Origin of the sequence: Roseburia sp. 831b, assembly GCF_001940165.2 — a bacterium.
Classification (GTDB): Bacteria; Bacillota; Clostridia; order Lachnospirales; family Lachnospiraceae; genus Roseburia.
Genome location: NZ_CP135162.1, coordinates 421,298 through 437,691, shown reverse-complemented (window position 1 = coordinate 437,691; position 16,394 = coordinate 421,298). Strand labels below are relative to the sequence as shown.

The 16,394-nt window shown below is 42.6% G+C and carries 11 protein-coding genes, 2 pseudogenes and 1 riboswitch; of the genes and pseudogenes, 2 read left to right on the top strand and 11 right to left on the bottom strand.

All coding sequences use genetic code 11. The features are described from left to right. Positions 1-7: 7 nt before the first annotated feature. From BIV16_RS01885 to BIV16_RS01875, 3 genes are all read right to left on the bottom strand, one after another. The gene (locus BIV16_RS01885) at positions 8-1,729 is read right to left on the bottom strand and encodes a phospho-sugar mutase (RefSeq protein WP_075679597.1); all 1,722 of its coding nucleotides are present in this window, start codon (positions 1,727-1,729) and stop codon (positions 8-10) included. Positions 1,730-1,883: 154 nt separating this feature from the next. Then, positions 1,884-2,813, bottom strand: a complete 930-nt coding sequence (locus BIV16_RS01880; protein WP_075679598.1) for a glycoside hydrolase family 113 — start codon at positions 2,811-2,813, stop codon at positions 1,884-1,886. Positions 2,814-2,816: 3 nt separating this feature from the next. Next, entirely contained in the window at positions 2,817-3,125 is a 309-nt protein-coding gene (locus BIV16_RS01875; RefSeq protein WP_075679599.1) for a putative quinol monooxygenase, read from the bottom strand. 267 nt (positions 3,126-3,392) lie between these two features. Between BIV16_RS01875 and BIV16_RS01870 the strand changes: the two genes are divergently transcribed. Continuing rightward, positions 3,393-4,865 (top strand): methyl-accepting chemotaxis protein, encoded by a 1,473-nt coding sequence (locus tag BIV16_RS01870; RefSeq protein ID WP_075679600.1) that lies wholly within the window; start codon positions 3,393-3,395, stop codon positions 4,863-4,865. A gap of 63 nt (positions 4,866-4,928) precedes the next feature. Continuing rightward, a riboswitch (Fluoride riboswitch) is annotated at positions 4,929-4,999 on the top strand. Positions 5,000-5,048: 49 nt separating this feature from the next. Continuing rightward, positions 5,049-6,251, top strand: a complete 1,203-nt coding sequence (locus BIV16_RS01865) for a cation:proton antiporter (RefSeq protein WP_075679601.1) — start codon at positions 5,049-5,051, stop codon at positions 6,249-6,251. Here BIV16_RS01865 and BIV16_RS15695 read toward each other — a convergent pair. The 8 genes and pseudogenes from BIV16_RS15695 to BIV16_RS01815 all read right to left on the bottom strand — a co-directional run bounded on the left by BIV16_RS15695 (position 6,248) and on the right by BIV16_RS01815 (position 16,276). Further along, positions 6,248-8,351, bottom strand: a pseudogene (locus tag BIV16_RS15695) (heavy metal translocating P-type ATPase). The gene BIV16_RS01865 and the pseudogene BIV16_RS15695 overlap by 4 nt on opposite strands. Before the next feature lie 118 nt (positions 8,352-8,469). Next, positions 8,470-8,769 carry a DUF6110 family protein gene (locus BIV16_RS01850; protein ID WP_075679602.1) on the bottom strand — a complete coding sequence of 100 codons (300 nt, stop codon included), beginning with the start codon at positions 8,767-8,769 and terminating at the stop codon, positions 8,470-8,472. Between the two features lie 113 nt (positions 8,770-8,882). Next, positions 8,883-9,923, bottom strand: a complete 1,041-nt coding sequence (locus tag BIV16_RS01845; protein WP_075679603.1) for a virulence RhuM family protein — start codon at positions 9,921-9,923, stop codon at positions 8,883-8,885. After that, positions 9,910-10,686, bottom strand: coding sequence for a GNAT family N-acetyltransferase (locus tag BIV16_RS01840; RefSeq protein WP_083625051.1), 777 nt, complete (start codon positions 10,684-10,686; stop codon positions 9,910-9,912). The genes BIV16_RS01845 and BIV16_RS01840 overlap by 14 nt, the downstream gene beginning before the upstream one ends. Positions 10,687-10,867: 181 nt before the next feature. Then, the gene (gene eno, locus BIV16_RS01835; RefSeq protein WP_075679604.1) at positions 10,868-12,163 is read right to left on the bottom strand and encodes a phosphopyruvate hydratase; all 1,296 of its coding nucleotides are present in this window, start codon (positions 12,161-12,163) and stop codon (positions 10,868-10,870) included. Positions 12,164-12,362: 199 nt separating this feature from the next. After that, positions 12,363-13,880, bottom strand: a pseudogene (locus BIV16_RS15685) (ABC transporter ATP-binding protein). After that, positions 13,873-15,636 (bottom strand): ABC transporter ATP-binding protein, encoded by a 1,764-nt coding sequence (locus BIV16_RS01820; RefSeq protein ID WP_075679605.1) that lies wholly within the window; start codon positions 15,634-15,636, stop codon positions 13,873-13,875. Before BIV16_RS01820 ends, BIV16_RS15685 begins: the two are co-directional and overlap by 8 nt. A gap of 13 nt (positions 15,637-15,649) precedes the next feature. Beyond that, the gene (locus tag BIV16_RS01815; protein ID WP_075679606.1) at positions 15,650-16,276 is read right to left on the bottom strand and encodes a TetR/AcrR family transcriptional regulator; all 627 of its coding nucleotides are present in this window, start codon (positions 16,274-16,276) and stop codon (positions 15,650-15,652) included. Positions 16,277-16,394: the final 118 nt, after the last annotated feature.

Below are 16,394 nucleotides of genomic sequence, written 5' to 3'. Positions count from 1 at the left end.
AAAATTTCTATGCCATCTGCATCAAATCTTCTTTTAAAACTTCTAACTTCTTTTCTGCATCGGAAAGTGAGCTTCCTTTTACACCAAAGTAGAATTTAATCTTTGGCTCTGTTCCGGATGGACGCACACAGCACCATGCCTGATCACTCAGTTCATAATAAAGAACGTTCGATATTGGAAGTCCTGTCTTTGTCACTTCCCCGGTCTTTAAATCTTTTCTGGTATCTTCTTTGTAATCACGCACTGCAAGCACTTCAAATCCGCCTAAGGTGCTCTTTGGATTTTCTCTCATGCTGCTCATCATGTTCTGAATCTGTGCCGCACCATCAATTCCTTTTAATGTCATGGTTGCAAGACCTTCTCTGTAATAGCCATATTTCTCATATAAATCAATCATGGCATCCCAAAGTGTCTTTCCATTTTTCTTGCACCAGGATGCAACCTCACAAAGCATCATAACAGCCACGCATGCATCCTTATCTCTTGCATAAGTTCCTGCAAGGCATCCGTAGCTTTCCTCTAATCCAAACACATAGTTGTGAGAATGATTCTGTTCAAAGAATTTAATCTGCTCTCCGATATATTTGAATCCGGTCAAAACTTCAATCAATGCCACACCATAAGAAGCTGCCATCGCTTTTGCCATGTCGGTTGTTACAATGGTCTCAACCAGTGCCGGATTCTTTGGCATAGTCTTGGTTGCAGTTCTCTCTCTTAAGATATACTCCGCAATCAGCATACCGGACATATTTCCGGTAAAGGTTACATACTCACCGGTCTTGGTATCCTTGCAGTAAACACCCAGTCTGTCTGCATCCGGGTCTGTGGCAAGCACAATATCTGCATCCACTTCTTTTGCAAGCTTCAATGCAAGTTCAAATGCTTTTGGTGATTCTGGATTTGGATATGCAACGGTCGGGAAATTTCCATCTGGAAGTTCCTGCTCTTTTACCACATAAACATTTTCAAATCCAAGTTCCTTTAAGACACGGCGTACCGGAAGATTTCCTGTTCCATGTAATGGTGTGTAAACAATCTTAATGTCTTTTGCCATCTCTTTGATGATTTCCGGGTGAATGGACTGTTTTTTCAACTCTTCCATGTAACGGTCATCGATTTCTTTTCCAATTGTATGGAAAAGTCCTTTTTCAACAGCTTCCGCTTTCTCCATGGTCTTTACCTGGGAAAAAGAGGTTACTTTTGCAACTTCTGCTAAAATATTCTTATCGTGAGGTGGTGTAATCTGTGCACCGTCCTCCCAGTATACTTTATATCCATTATATTCTCTAGGGTTATGGCTTGCTGTAATTACAATTCCGGAAATGCATCCTAACTCACGCACTGCAAAAGAAAGTTCCGGTGTTGGACGAAGGCTGTCAAAGACATACGCCTTAATTCCATTTGCATTCAGGCAAAGTGCAGCTTCCATTGCAAATTCCGGTGACATAATTCTGGAATCGTGTGCGATTGCAACACCCTTATCCTGTCCATTCTGAGACAAAATGTAGTTGGCAAGTCCTTGTGTTGCCTGGCGCACTGTGTAGATATTCATACGGTTGGTACCTGCACCAATCACGCCCCTGAGTCCACCGGTTCCAAATTCTAACTGACGATAAAAACGGTCTTCAATCTCATCCTTGTTCTCTTTTATCGCCTCTAATTCTTTTCTTGTCTCCTCTGAAAAATATGGGTCTGTACACCATTCTTTGTATGTTTCCATGTAATCCATCGCAATTCTCCTATCTCATTTCATCTTTTATTTATTAGCCTGTTTCTAACCTTACTACCAAAAGTATAAATCATTTTTAGTTAAATGTAAACTTATTTTAGCTAAATTATTTTATTTTGAGATTAATTTTTAGTTATTTTTAAGATAGGCATGACTATCTCCTAGTAAAATACTGGTTTATCACCTGTTCTGCCGGTTTTCCGTAGACTTCGTAGTCCCCCATTTCCCTTGCCTCCTCTACGGAAGGGAGCTTTGCATTCCAGGACCAGAACGCCACTCCTTTTAGCCAGCTTCTCTTCTGCGCTGCGGATAACATCGCCTCGTACCAGTCACGCTGTCCCATCAGGTCTACTTCTCCCCTTACTTCCCAGTTATTCGGCACAAGATTTGATTTTTCGACAGACATGCATCCTGCCTCCGCAAAAAAGAATGGCTTTTGGTATGTTTCAACTACCTTTTCAATACGGTCTAACTGATTTTCCCAATCGTCAATCGGATAATAACCGCTAGAGGAAATCACATCCACCTCATCCCACCAGTTTACATAACTTTCCTGATACTTGTCGGTGTTATAGGAAACAAGTCCATGATACACGTTTTTTATTGCGCGAATCAGTGTTCTCCACTCCTGCTCTCTGTGTTCTGTCATCACCATCTCGCATCCGGCGATAAACATTTCGCATCCATGTTCCTGTGCAATCTTTGCATAATGTAACTGGAATTTTGTGTAGGACTCAAACCAGTTTCCCCACTTTGGCTCACAGACAACATCATGGTCGAAAAAGCTCACAAACGCTCTCCATGTTCCATCCTTGCAGTTTACCGTTGGTTTTAATGCTACCCCAAGTCCTAATTCTTTTGCATACTTAATCATCGAAATCAGTTCTTCGTCTGTCATCGTATCCTTCGAGGTGTAACAGATTTCTTCTGAATGAGCTGTCTTTTGTACACCACCCGGTGCAAAAATCACAAAATTGGCACCTGTTCTCTCTTTCATTTCTTTTAAACTTTCTTTGGCTGACGCCTCCTTTAATACACCTGCTCCACAAAATGGTGCAAATGTAAAACCACAAATATACTCCATCTCTTACTCCTCGCTTATTTTCATTTCCCGGACAACAGTATCCGCTATATAGTGTTCTTTGATTTTTTTCAGTTCCATCATGTGTGGTGTCAAAAGATGTTTCTCCTGCTTTGCTTTCGACTCCCATTCCTCTACCAGAAGAATCCCATCCGGATGGACGACATCACAATAATACGCATAACCAAGATATCCATCTTCCTTTTGAATCTGTTCTAAAATACCGGATTCCAAAATCTCTTTTAAAAAGGCTTCTCTCCTTCCCGGTTTCGCCTGATATTTCACATGTAACAATAGACTTTCCTGTTTTTTCATTTCCCTTGCTCCTTTATCGGTAAAATCGAAACCACAGCACCCTTTTTTGGAAAACTGCCCTAATCACTATAACGCAATGTCTTTTGAGCTGCAAGCCAGATTCTGTCTTACATCAGCCTGTTTTCTGCGATATTCCATCCGTTTTTTCCACTCTTATTGCATTTAAAAACGAACCATATAAAATAAGAAATAAGAGTATTTTTGTAAATTTTAGGGATACACACGGATTTTTCCACCACCCTTTTTCCGTGTAGAAAAGAGGACATCATGAAAAAAAGATATCAAACCGATTTGGAGCGAAACAACACAACTGTTTTATATGCACATGCATGCAATGTCATCATCATGCTTATTTTTTTCCTGCTTCAGGCACTGTCCGGCACACAGCCATTTTCCTTTTTTATAATCGCACTCATTCTTGGTTTTGGTCCTGTCGCAGCCGAAATTTATTTTTGGAAGAAAGATTTTGAAACGCCTAAAATCAAGCATTTTTGCAGCATTGGTTTTGCTGTTTTTTACACATTTTCCATCTTTACTTCCACGAATAACCTCGTATTTTTATTTGTCATTCCGATGATTCTCGTCATCTCTGTGTACAACGATACCAGATATTCTATTCTCATTAATATTGGTGCCGTTTTGGAAAATATTGTCCTGATTATTCTGGGTGCTAATACCGGAAAATTTGGATATACCAGTGCAGATTCCGCTATCATTCAGATTACCATTATGTTGATTGTCGGTTTCTTTTCTTACTATACTTCCAAGACACTGAACCTGAACCTGACACAGAAACTGGATGACTCCAGGGAATCCGAAGCAAAGACACAGCAGCTTTTTACCGATTTATCCACATTATCCGAACATATCAATGCAGAAATTAACAATATTTCTAAGCAATTATCCACCTTAAATGATTCCTCGAAAAATACACTCTACGCCATGCAGGAGGTTGCAAACGGAGCGTCCGATACCGCAAATGCCGTACAGGAGCAGGCACTCCAGTCGAAATCCATTCAGGAAAAAACGCAGATTGTGGAATCTGTTTCCACCTCCATCGAGCAGAATATGGAGCAGACGCTTTCCATCGTATCAGCTGGAAATGAAGCCATGGACGCATTGGTCAAACAGGTTGACACTTCTGTTTCTAACAGCGAACTTGCCGCCACAAAGCTAAATACCTTAGACGGATACATGGATGAGATGCACACCATTGTAGAATTGATCGACGACATTACCTCCCAGACAAGCCTTCTTGCCTTAAATGCAAGCATCGAGGCTGCACGTGCCGGGGAAGCCGGAAAAGGATTTGCCGTTGTTGCCACAGAGATTACACAGATGTCTACCCGTACCAAAGATGCCACCGTTCAGATTACGGAATTGATTGAAAACGTGACCTCCGCAATCAAAGAAGTGGTATCCGTCATCGGCACAATGATTACCGGAATCTCCTGTGAAAAAGAAAGCGTTGAAAACACTGCTAAGAATTTTTCCCAGATTAAAGAACATACCAATTCCATTCAGCAACACGTAGAACACTTGGCAGAAAGTGCACAGACATTAAAGGAAGCTAACCAGGTTATCGTCGATTCTGTTCAGACCATCTCCGCTGTCACAGAAGAACTTTCTGCGCACGCGACAGAAACCATTGAATCCGAATCCTCGAACTCTGAAATCTTAGATGGAATTTCTGACAAAATGCAGGATCTTATCACCTTTATTCAGGAACGCGAAAGTTAGTTTCTCCTAACTTTATTTTGAAAACATCTTGACATTTTCAAAAAAGAGGTGTAATTTTTATATAAATTGACAGGGAATGAAGTTCTCCCTTGGGAAACCTAAACTGCTTATTGGCTGATGACTTCTACGATTATCATTGTCGCAGAAAGCATCAGCTTTTTTGCGCTTAAAGGAGGATATTTTATGTTAACATCATTATCACTTATTTTTCTTGTTGGTTTAGCCACGGGAGCTATTTGCCAGCGCCTGAAGCTTCCAAAAATTATCGGTATGCTTTTTACCGGTATCGTTTTAGGTCCGTATGTTCTAAACTTTCTTGACCCTTCCATACTCTCAATATCAGCGAATTTACGGAAGATGGCCCTCATTATCATATTGATTAAAGCTGGTTTGTCTTTGGATTTAGCGGATTTGAAAAAAGTTGGACGGCCGGCAATCATGCTTTCCTTTGTTCCGGCAACCTGTGAAATGATAGGATACGTGTTAGCTGCTCCTGTTCTTTTTGGCATCACCAGAATCGAAGCTGCTGTCATGGGAGCTGTGTTAGGTGCTGTTTCCCCGGCCGTTGTTGTTCCAAAAATGGTACAGCTCATGGAAAACAAGTATGGTACTAAGAAGGCAATTCCACAGATGATTTTGGCTGGTGCCTCCTGTGATGATATCTTTGTCATTGTGCTATTTACGACATTTCTTGGCATGGCACAAGGTGGAACTGCTCATATGAAAGACTTTTTGAATGTGCCGGTTTCTATTGTTTTGGGAATTCTGCTGGGAGTGGCAGCCGGATATCTTCTTTATTGTTTTTTTGAAACTGCTTATGCGAAAAAGCATTATGTAAGAAACAGCACAAAAGTAATTATTGTTCTGGGTGTTTCCTTCCTGCTTGTTGCCGTGGAAGGCTGGCTCGAGGGAAAAGTCGCTATATCCGGTCTGTTAGCAGTTGTGAGTATGGCCTGCGTCTTAAAAATGAAAAGTATTGCTTTTGTGTCAAAACGTTTGTCCGAAAAATTTGGGAAGCTGTGGATTGCCGCTGAGGTTATGCTGTTTGTATTGGTTGGTGCAGCGGTGGACATCCGCTACACATTAAAAGCTGGATTTGCTGCCATTCTTATGATTTTTATCGCCCTGCTCTTTCGGGCATGTGGCGTATTATTATGTACCGCAAAAACAAATCTGAATTGGAAAGAACGCATTTTTTGTGTGATTGCATATTTACCAAAAGCTACGGTACAGGCGGCGATTGGTTCCGTGCCTCTCGCCTCTGGACTTGCATGTGGAAAACTTGTTCTGTCAGTAGCGGTCATGGCAATTATTCTTACAGCTCCGCTCGGAGCTTTTGGAATGGAAGCTACCTACAAAAAGCTGCTTACCAGAGAAAGTCATTAGACTTTCTCTGGTGAAGCAGCTTTCTTCTCTTCCTCTAAAAGATTTTTCATGCTTTTCGTACTGATAATCAGTGTCGATGTATTGTGAAGCAATGCAGATGTAGTTGGCTGAATAATGCCACCTACTCCAAGCAAAATCAAGGCTGTGTTAAATCCGACGATGACTTTGTAATTCTTGCGGATTCGCTCCATCAGTGCATTGCTCAATTTCTTTAACACAACAATCTCGCCTAAATCTTCTGCACCGATTGTTACATCCGCAATCTCCCTTGCAATCTCTGCTCCTGCTCTGATTGCAACACCTACATCCGCGGCTGATAATGCCGGCGAATCATTGATTCCATCGCCAATCATAATGACCTTTCGTCCGGCTTCTCTTTCTTTTCTTACAAATTCTGCTTTATCTTCCGGAAGCACCTCTGAATGATACTCATCCACGCCAACTTTTTTTGCAATATTACCTGCAATCCGCTCGCTGTCTCCGGTCATCATAACTACTTTTGTAATTCCATTTTTCCGCAATAATTTTACAACATCTGCGGCCTCTTTTCGCAGCGGGTCTTCAATGCAGATTACTGCGGCAAGTTTTCCATCCATTGCCATATAAAGCTGGGAATACTGCGGTGGAAGTTCGTCAAACAATTCTTTTTTTTCTTCCGGTATCATGGTTTTCTCATCTTCAAATACGAAATGATAACTTCCGATAATGACCTTTTTATCCTCTATCTTGGATGAAATTCCATGTGCCACAATATATTCTACTTTTGAATGAAGTTCCTCGTGCACTAAATTTTTTCTTTGTGCCTCACGTACAACTGCTTTCGCCATGGAATGTGGAAAATATTCTTCTAAACACGCCGCAACACGAAGCAGTTCATCCGGTTCCATATCATTAAACGAAATCACCTGTGTAACGGTTGGCTGAGCCTTCGTCAGCGTTCCTGTTTTATCAAATACAATCGTATCTGCCTCCGCCATCGCCTCTAGGTATTTGCCACCTTTTACGGTAATATCGTAGGTATTTGCCTCACGAATTGCAGAAAGAACCGACAATGGCATTGCAAGCTTTAACGCACAGGAAAAGTCTACCATCAGAACCGAAAGCGCCTTCGTTACGGGAAAGCAGCCATACCAGTCCGGTTCCTGCAAAGGTATATGGAACTAACCGGTCTGCGAGGTGCTCTGCCTTTCCTTCTAAGGATGATTTCAGTTTCTCTGATTCCTCAATCATCGTCATAATCTTATCATACTTGCTGGCGCCATTTGCCTCTTTTACCTCTAATGTGATTTCGCCTTCTTCTACCACAGTTCCAGCGTAAACCACGCCTCCTTTGACCTTTCTTACCGGCTCTGATTCCCCGGTAAGGGATGCCTGGTTTACCATTGCTTCCCCGTCTGTCACAACTCCGTCAAACGGAATCAGATTGCCCATATGTACCCGGATACAGTCCTTTGCTTTTACGGTAGAAGCGGAAACCTGTATTTCCTGATTTTCTCTTACCAGCCATACTTTATCAATATTTAAGGACATGCTTCTTGCGAGGTCTCCGACGGACTTTTTGTATGTCCACTCCTCTAAGGTTTCGCCTACACCAAGCAGATACATCACAGAACCTGCAGTTGCATAATCACCACGAAGAATTGATACGCCGATTGCCGTTGCATCCAGCACCGGAACCTCAATTTTTCCACGTGCAAGTGTCTTTACTCCCTGCCAGATATATTTTGCGGATTTCACCAGTGTGATTCCTGCACGGATTTCATACGGCAGAAAAATCTTATTTCCAAAATGAAGCACGGTCTGATTGACTAATCTGTCCCAATACTCACGGCTCATTTCCCTGCCGGAATTCTTACAATAATCCTGTGGCAGCTCTACTTTTTCATAAGAAAACTTCTTTAAAATATCAAGTAATTCCTCCCGCTCTCCCTGATAACATACTGTAATATCCTGGGTACGCTCTTTTATTTTTGCAGAAAGAACCATTTCCTGTTCATCCAGATAATATTGAAGCATATCTGCCTGCTCAAACGACATTCTCTTCTGTATCACATGGATTCTGATTCTTCCCTTTATCTCATGTTCTATTTTAAATTTCATGTCTTTACTCCAATTTTCTTCTCCAGGTCTGCGTTACTTTTACGCATCTTGGATTTATGGGCTGATGAAAACGATAAAACACCTATAACCCCAAAAAGGTCATAGGTGTCCTCATTTTTTATTCCTCTGTTTCTGTTTCGGAAACTTCTTCCTCTGAAACTTCTTCCTCAGAAAATACTTCTGCTTCCTTTGTAGCTCTTTCCTCATTAATCTGCTGAGCCTCTGCATAAATATCCTCTGCATTTTCCTGTACGGTTGTTGCAGTCTTCATCACACATTCTTTTGCACGAAGTACGGCTGCAGTACAGTTTGTGTAAAGTTTCTTTGCATCTTTGCTGGAAAGAATCTTAATTCCGGCAGTACCAAACAGTACCCCTGCTGCAAAAATGCCTGTTTTCTTTGGATCAATCTTTTTCAACTTCTTTAACGTGTTATCTGCCTCCTCATAGGTTTTAGCTATTAACTATATATTATAATCCTATTTTTCGACATTTCCATGCTTTTTTCTTTGTTGAGAAATTTTATCATTTTTTATTTTGTGGATTGTTCTAACTCCAGCAAATATTTGTCGTAATCCGATAAAAACTGTTCATCCTGGATAATTCTATATTTTTCAAATTCTGACAAGGCATGTTCTTCTGCAATCTTCGCTGTTATCTTTCCTGGATCCTGCAGAATTTCTCTGTCGTCTGCCTGTAAAAAGATGTCTAATCTTTTTGCCCAGTCTTCCATTGTCATTGGAATCTTTCTTTTCGCCCGGTCTTCTGCTAAGTCAAGATAAGCCGACACAATTCTGGTTAACGATTCCATCTCTTCTTTTGATAAATAATTCTTTGCTACCACAACATCGCTTGGAATTATTTTCCCATCCGGTGCATCCTTCCATGTATGCAGTCCCATATGCACCCTGGCAGCATCCGCTCTCTCATAAATAAGCTCCGCCGCGGTATGCCCATGTACCGCATAATGCATCTTATTTTGCACCTTTGCAAAAAAATCCTTCGTTGTCTTAGCGGTCTTGTCATAATCTACCGCCGTCGCGTAAATGTCCGTAATCTTCTGATAAAATTTTCGTTCTGACAAGCGGATTTCACGTATTTTCTCCAGCTGTTCCTCAAAATATTGATCCGATAAAAACGTTCCTTCCTTCAACCGTTCCGAATCCATTACCCATCCTTTAATGGTATAAGTGGTCGCAATCTGGTTGACCCACTTTCGAAACTGGACGGCTCTTATCGAATTCACTTTGAAACCGACTGCGATAATCATAGGGAGATTGTAATGAACCAGTTCCCGTTCAACCTGTCTTGCACCCTCCTTTTGAACTGTCAAGAAATTCTTTACAGTTGACGCTTCCTCTAACTCATTGTCGTCAAAAATTTTCTGTATATGCTGACTGATATTTTGTTTTGTAACGTCATACATCGTTGCCATCATCTTCTGTGTCATCCAGATAGACTCCTCAAAATATAAGACCTCCATGTCAACATCCCCATTGCCCGTTGCGGCTATGTACGATAAGTATTCTCCGGCAGAGCTTCTGATTGTAATGTCTTCTTTAGTTTTCTTCATAAGCATTCTTCTCCTTATATTCATCACCTGTAATGGAACATACCACCAGATTTCTTCGCTCGCCGGAGGAAACCTCAACCCTCCGGTTTCTTAGTGTTCCATCCACCTTAAACCCTAATTTCTTCAACAATCCGGCAGATGCTATATTCTTCTCCTGATACTTTGCTTCTATCATATACAAATCACGCTCCACCAGATAGTGTTGTAATATACACTTCACCGCCTCATACGCATAGCCTTTTCTCTGATAATGCTCTCCTATGACATAGCCTGCTTCCCCGATGCCAAGCTGTGTATATGGAATCGTAACCGTTATAGCACCAATGCAGCTTCCGCTTTCTTTTTCTACGATAACCCATGCATTCTCATTGAAAAGCTGCTTCCCCACAAAATCTTCCATCTGTGGTAAGTTCATCGGATAGCCCAATATAAAACTTCCCAGTCTCTCATCCTTTCCCCAGCCCTGATAACAAGACTCTGCATCTTCCTTTTTGAAATGGCGTATCCGTAATCTTTTGGTCTCGAATTCTTCTGCCAAAAAATCCTTCTGTTTCGAGCGCTCTTTCACTTTTTCCATTGCAATATAGTATTCCATAAAACGCAGCACATAACCGGGTGCATTTCGATTGCCACGCTCCCACTCCGTCACCGTTCTGTATGGAATATCAAACTGCTCGCAAAACTCCTTGCGGTTCATTCCTGTCTCTTCCCGAAGCTCCTTCATCTTCTTCTGACATTCCGTAAGCACTTCCTTCTCCTTCATAAACTGCCTCCTCACATTCTAGTTTCAAAGTTTGATTTAAAACACAAAATACACGTTGCGTATATTATAGCATGTGTTCTATAATTACACAACGTGTATTTTATAAATTTGTATAAACTTTATAAGAATCCTGAAAAAGTGTATGTTTCCAAGAATTCAGATGTAGAATTACAGGAACGTTCTATTTCACATTAAATGCACCCATTCCCGGGTAAACTGCTGCAGCGCCGAGTTCCTCTTCGATGCGTAACAGCTGATTATATTTTGCAACACGCTCTGTTCTGCTCGGTGCACCGGTCTTAATCTGACAGGTATTTAATGCAACTGCAAGGTCTGCGATTGTGGTATCTTCCGTCTCACCGGAACGATGGGAAGCAATGGCGGTATAGCCTGCTTTATGAGCCATCTTGATTGCCTCTAACGTCTCGGAGACAGAACCAATCTGGTTTAATTTAATCAGGATAGAATTGCCGCATCCCAGTTCTATTCCTTTGGAAAGTCTCTCGGTGTTTGTGACGAATAAATCATCTCCGACTAACTGGACTTTGTCGCCTAACTCTGCGGTCAGTTTCTTCCAGCCTTCCCAGTCTTCTTCGTCTAATGCATCTTCAATGGAAATGATTGGGTATTTCTCAACCAAACCTTTCCAATGTGCAATCAGTTCCTCGGATGTAAATACGGTTCCGGCTTTTGGAAGCTTGTACTCGCCCTTTTTGCCTGTCTTCCATTCACTAGAAGCTGCGTCCATGGCAATCTTAAAGTCTTTTCCCGGTTCATAACCGGCTTTTTTCACTGCCTCTAAAATCGTCTCAATCGCCTCTTCGTCAGATTTTAATGCAGGTGCGAAACCACCTTCATCTCCAACGCTTGTTGCAAGTCCACGTTCTTTTAAAATAGAAGCAAGTGCGTGGAACACTTCTGCACACCATCTTAAGCACTCTTTAAAATTCGGTGCTCCAACCGGCATAATCATAAATTCCTGCACATCAAGACCTGAGGATAATGCATGGCATCCACCATTTACAATGTTCATCATCGGTACCGGAAGTCTGTTGCCACTGATTCCGCCAAAGAAACGGTAAAGCGGAATATCAAGTGCTGTTGCGGCTGCTCTCGCACTTGCAATGGAAACTGCTAAAATTGCATTTGCGCCTAATTTTGATTTATCCTTTGTTCCATCTGCCTCAATCATTGCTCTATCTACTGCATAAATATCGGAAGCATCCATTCCGCATAAGGTGTCATTGATGATGGTGTTGATATTTTCAACTGCCTTCTCCACACCTTTTCCGAGATATCTGTCTTTTACGCCGTCGCGCAGCTCTAATGCCTCAAATTCACCTGTGGATGCACCGCTTGGTGCCATTCCGCGACCGATTGTTCCGTCCACCAATGTCACTTCTGCCTCAACCGTAGGATTTCCTCTTGAGTCTAAGATTTCGCGTCCGATTACTTTTTCAATTTCTAAATAATTCATGTGCTGTTTTCCTCCATTCTCTCGCTCACTAAGAAACTCCTTCCGGAAGGTAGCAACTTCCGGTGAACTCCAAATTCAGCAGCTTTGCAGTTCGCAAGGAGTCTTATTGATTTACACAGGTTAGTCATTCCTAACCTCGTTTATCATAATGAATTTTAACAGGAAAATCAAGAATTCCTATTGAGAGGATTTCTCACTTTTACAATTTCCAGCTTGCCGCAAGCTCACGTGATGTCACAAACCGCCTGTAGATTCCATCCTGCTGCATCAGTTCCTCATGTCTGCCCTGCTGCACAATTTTTCCCTTGTCTACGACAAGGATGGTGTCCGCCCGTCTCATAGCCGTCCGGCAGCGCCATGATAAAGTCGTGGCAGCACGCCTGTTTTGCCGCCTCGATTACTTTTTCCATCGGGGCGTCCTCCTGTCCGAAGCGGATGTTATTCGCAATCGTATCCTGGAATAAATACACATTCTGGAACACGAAACTGAAGTTTTTCATCAGGCTGTCCATGCTGTACTCTTTTACATTGTGACCGCCCAATAAAATCTCACCGGTATCGGTATCCCAGAATCTTGCAATCAGATGACACAGTGTGGTCTTTCCGCCACCGGAAGGTCCAACGATTGCCGTTGTCGTTTTTTCCGGAATCCGAACCGAAATACCGTCGATAATTTTCTTCTTTTCATAGGAAAATGTTACATCCCGCAATTCTACATCATGCGTCTGCGGTGTGATTTCTTTTCCATCAATATCCATCGCCGACAAGTCTAAAATCTCCTGTGCACGGTCCACAGAGACATCCACGGTACGAAGCAATGCCGAATAATTTCCCGCCTGCTCTAAACTTGAAAATACCATAAACGAGCAGATAATCATTCCGATGCAGATTAAAAGTTCCATGCTTCCGTTTAGATAAAAAGCTACGGAACAGAGCGTGATGGCAACTCCGGTCAGTTTGATAATCCCATTCTGTAATGCCATCAAAGGAACAAACGTAAGCTCCATCTCCGTGTTGCAGTCTGTGTTTTCCTGAATTGCCCGATTTAATTTTCCAGCCATTTTTCCGGTCAGGTTGTAACTTTTTACCTCGGAAATCCTCTGCACATACTCGATTACTTTTTCAACCAGGGAGCGGTCCACCTCATATTTTCTTGGAGAAAGCCGCTGGCTCTTTTTCTGTATCCGGCTGTTTGCCAGGAAAAACAGAGCAATTCCCGCAAATACAATAAGTCCGATGCGCCAGTCATAAAGCAGCATCAAAACTGCAATAATTCCGGTGATAAAATTCCCTGCGTTGTCATCATAACTACTCTTGTCGCTACGTCTGCAAGTCCTTCCATCGTGTTTGTTGTGACAGATGTGATGGAACCTAGGCTGTTCCGGTTAAAATACCCCATCGGCAGATAGCGCAGATGCTGGGCAATCTCAATTCTTTTTCCTGCTGCCGTTCCATACCCTGCCTCACACTGATACATCGTGGAGCGGTATTTGAATGCCGCACTGATAAGAATACTTGCCACTAAAATTCCTACACACTCTAAAATCAAAGTTCCTGTAATGGTTCCATTGATTGCTCCCTGAAGCATCAAAAGCATCGCCGGAATTTTTAATGCCTCCATCATTGCAATCATTACGCCGTCTGCTAAGGAGCGGTAGAATTTTCCTTTGTTTACTTTTCCGCAAAAGCGAAAGAATTTCTGATATATTTTAAGCATAAACAGTATTCTCCTCTCCGTCATCTTTTGTGGAAATATGGGCTTCCCACATCTTTTGATAAAGTTTTTGCTGTCCTAACAGTTCCTCATGTGTTCCGCACTCTTCTACTTTTCCATTTTCAATGACAAAAATCTTATCGGCATCGGCAACGGTAGAAAGGCGGTGTGCAATAACAATCAATGTTTTTCCGCGGACAAGCTTTGCCCCTGAGGCCTGAATCACAGCCTCGCTCTCCGGGTTCGTATAGGCTGTCGCCTCGTCTAGCACGACGATTGGTGCATCCTTTAACACGGAGCGCGCAATCGCAATCCGCTGTCGTTCTCCACCGGAAAGATGACCGCCGGCGCCGCCCGCAATCGTGTCATAACCGTCCTCTAACTGCATGATAAAATCATGGCATCCGCTGTTTTTCGCAACTTCCTCCACCTCTGCATCCGTCGCATCCGGGCGTCCCATCCGGATATTTTCACGGATGGTATCATCAAACAGATAATTATCCTGTGACACATAGGCAACCTTGCGGTTATGCACCTCTAACGGAAGTTCTTTTACATCCACACCACCGATGCGGATGCTTCCGCTTCGCACATCCCAGAGGGAGGCAATCAGTTTGGCAATGGTAGATTTTCCGCTTCCTGACGGTCCAACCAAAGCATTGACGGTTCCTTCTTTCATCTTCATGCTGATATCGTGTAACACTTCTTTTTCATCATAACCGAAAGTCACATGCTCTAACTCGACGTCAAAACTCATCGGCTCGTCTTTCAAGGTCTCCGGACGTTCTAACTCTTCCCAGCTTAAAACGTCTGTCACTTCCCCTAAAATCGTGCGCATTTTTCCAATATCATCGGAATAGGACATCACTGTGATGAGTGGCGTCAAAAGTCCCATGGACAGAATCAGGCACATGATAAAATCCGCTACTCCAAGCGTTCCGTTTTTCACAAAACAGCCACCGATTGGAAGTACCGTCAGCATCGTACATGGTGTCACCGTCATTGCCAGACAGAAAAATACATTGCATCGTCTCATCCATTCGATGTAACAGTCAGCGCCTTCTTTTGCGGCAATTTTAAATTTCTCGTAAGAATTTTCTGCCTTGCCAAACGCCTTAATCACCTCGATTCCGTTGATGTATTCCACTGCGGTATCGTTGAGCACTTTCGTCTTTGTCACGGTATTTTGAAAACTCTCCTCGTATCCGACCATCATGCCCATGTAGCAAATCATGCCAAGTGGAAACGTAATCAAAGAAACCAGCGCCATTCTCCAGTCAATTGTTAAAAAATAAACAAATACACAGATGGGAGCTAACAGATTTGCCGTAAATTCCGGCAAAATATGGGCGAGCGTTGTCTCAATGCTGTCCACGCGCTCCACGATAATATTTTTTAAAGAGCCGGAAGATGCCTCTTTTACTTTTCCAAGCGGCACTCTTGCCAGCTTATCGCACAATCTCTTTCGGATATTTCCAAGCACCGCAAAGGTTGCTTTATGGGAACAGCTTGTCGAAAGTGCATGGAACAGCACGCGCGCAAGCCAAAATGCTGCCATCCAGATACCTTCCTTCAGGTAAAACTCCCAGTCGCGGTTTCCCGCAATCAGATTTGTCACCAGATCCCCTATGATAAAATAGGGAAGCAGGCTGCAGATAACGCCGCATACCGCATACACAACACTTTTTATGTATTCCTTTTTGTGCGTACCGGCGAATTCAGCAAGCCATCCTAGGGTTGATTTTTCTTTCTGTTTCATATGTCCTCCTCTTTCATCTGCCAAATTGAATATTCATAAGTTCTGACCATCCCGCAGAGTAAAAGCGCCGCATCTGTGTCACATACTCGACCGCCTCTTCTTTTGGCATGTCATGCACAATCGCCTCAAAGATGCCGGTAAACTGCCCGCTTGCTATCATGTGAATCAGATTTTTGTTAATCGGCTCCATTTTATGTCCCATGCGCTCTAACGTCCCGATGTAAAAGTACGTCGACTCCACTTCCTTTTCCACGAGCTTGTGAATAAAATCAGCATATATCGTTCCGTCTGCACATCCGACTAAAAGTTTAAATGCATCATAATGCTCATACACATAGTCAAGCATCTCCCCGATGCAGTCCGTGGACAGTTCAAGCATCTGCTCGGTCTGTTCCTGCCCCGGAAGTTCTTCAAAGTGGTCAATCGTATGACAAAACAATGCAAGCACATGTTGCGCATGCTCCCCGACGATTGCTTCAAAGAGCGCTTCCTTGCTGTCATAATAGCGGTAAAAAGCTCCCGTCGTCACACCGGCGTTCTTCACAATGTTTCGTAATGACGCATTCAAAAATCCTTTCTCTAAAAATTCTGTTTTCGCAGATTCTAAGATTTTTTCCTGTGTGATTGTCTTATCCGGCATCTCAAGTTCCTCCTTGGTTTTGGTCAAAAAAATAACAGTGTTAGCTAACACTGTTATTTTAGAAATTCCTATATATACTGTCAACGAAGTTACTGGGCAACTTTTCTCAACAATCGTA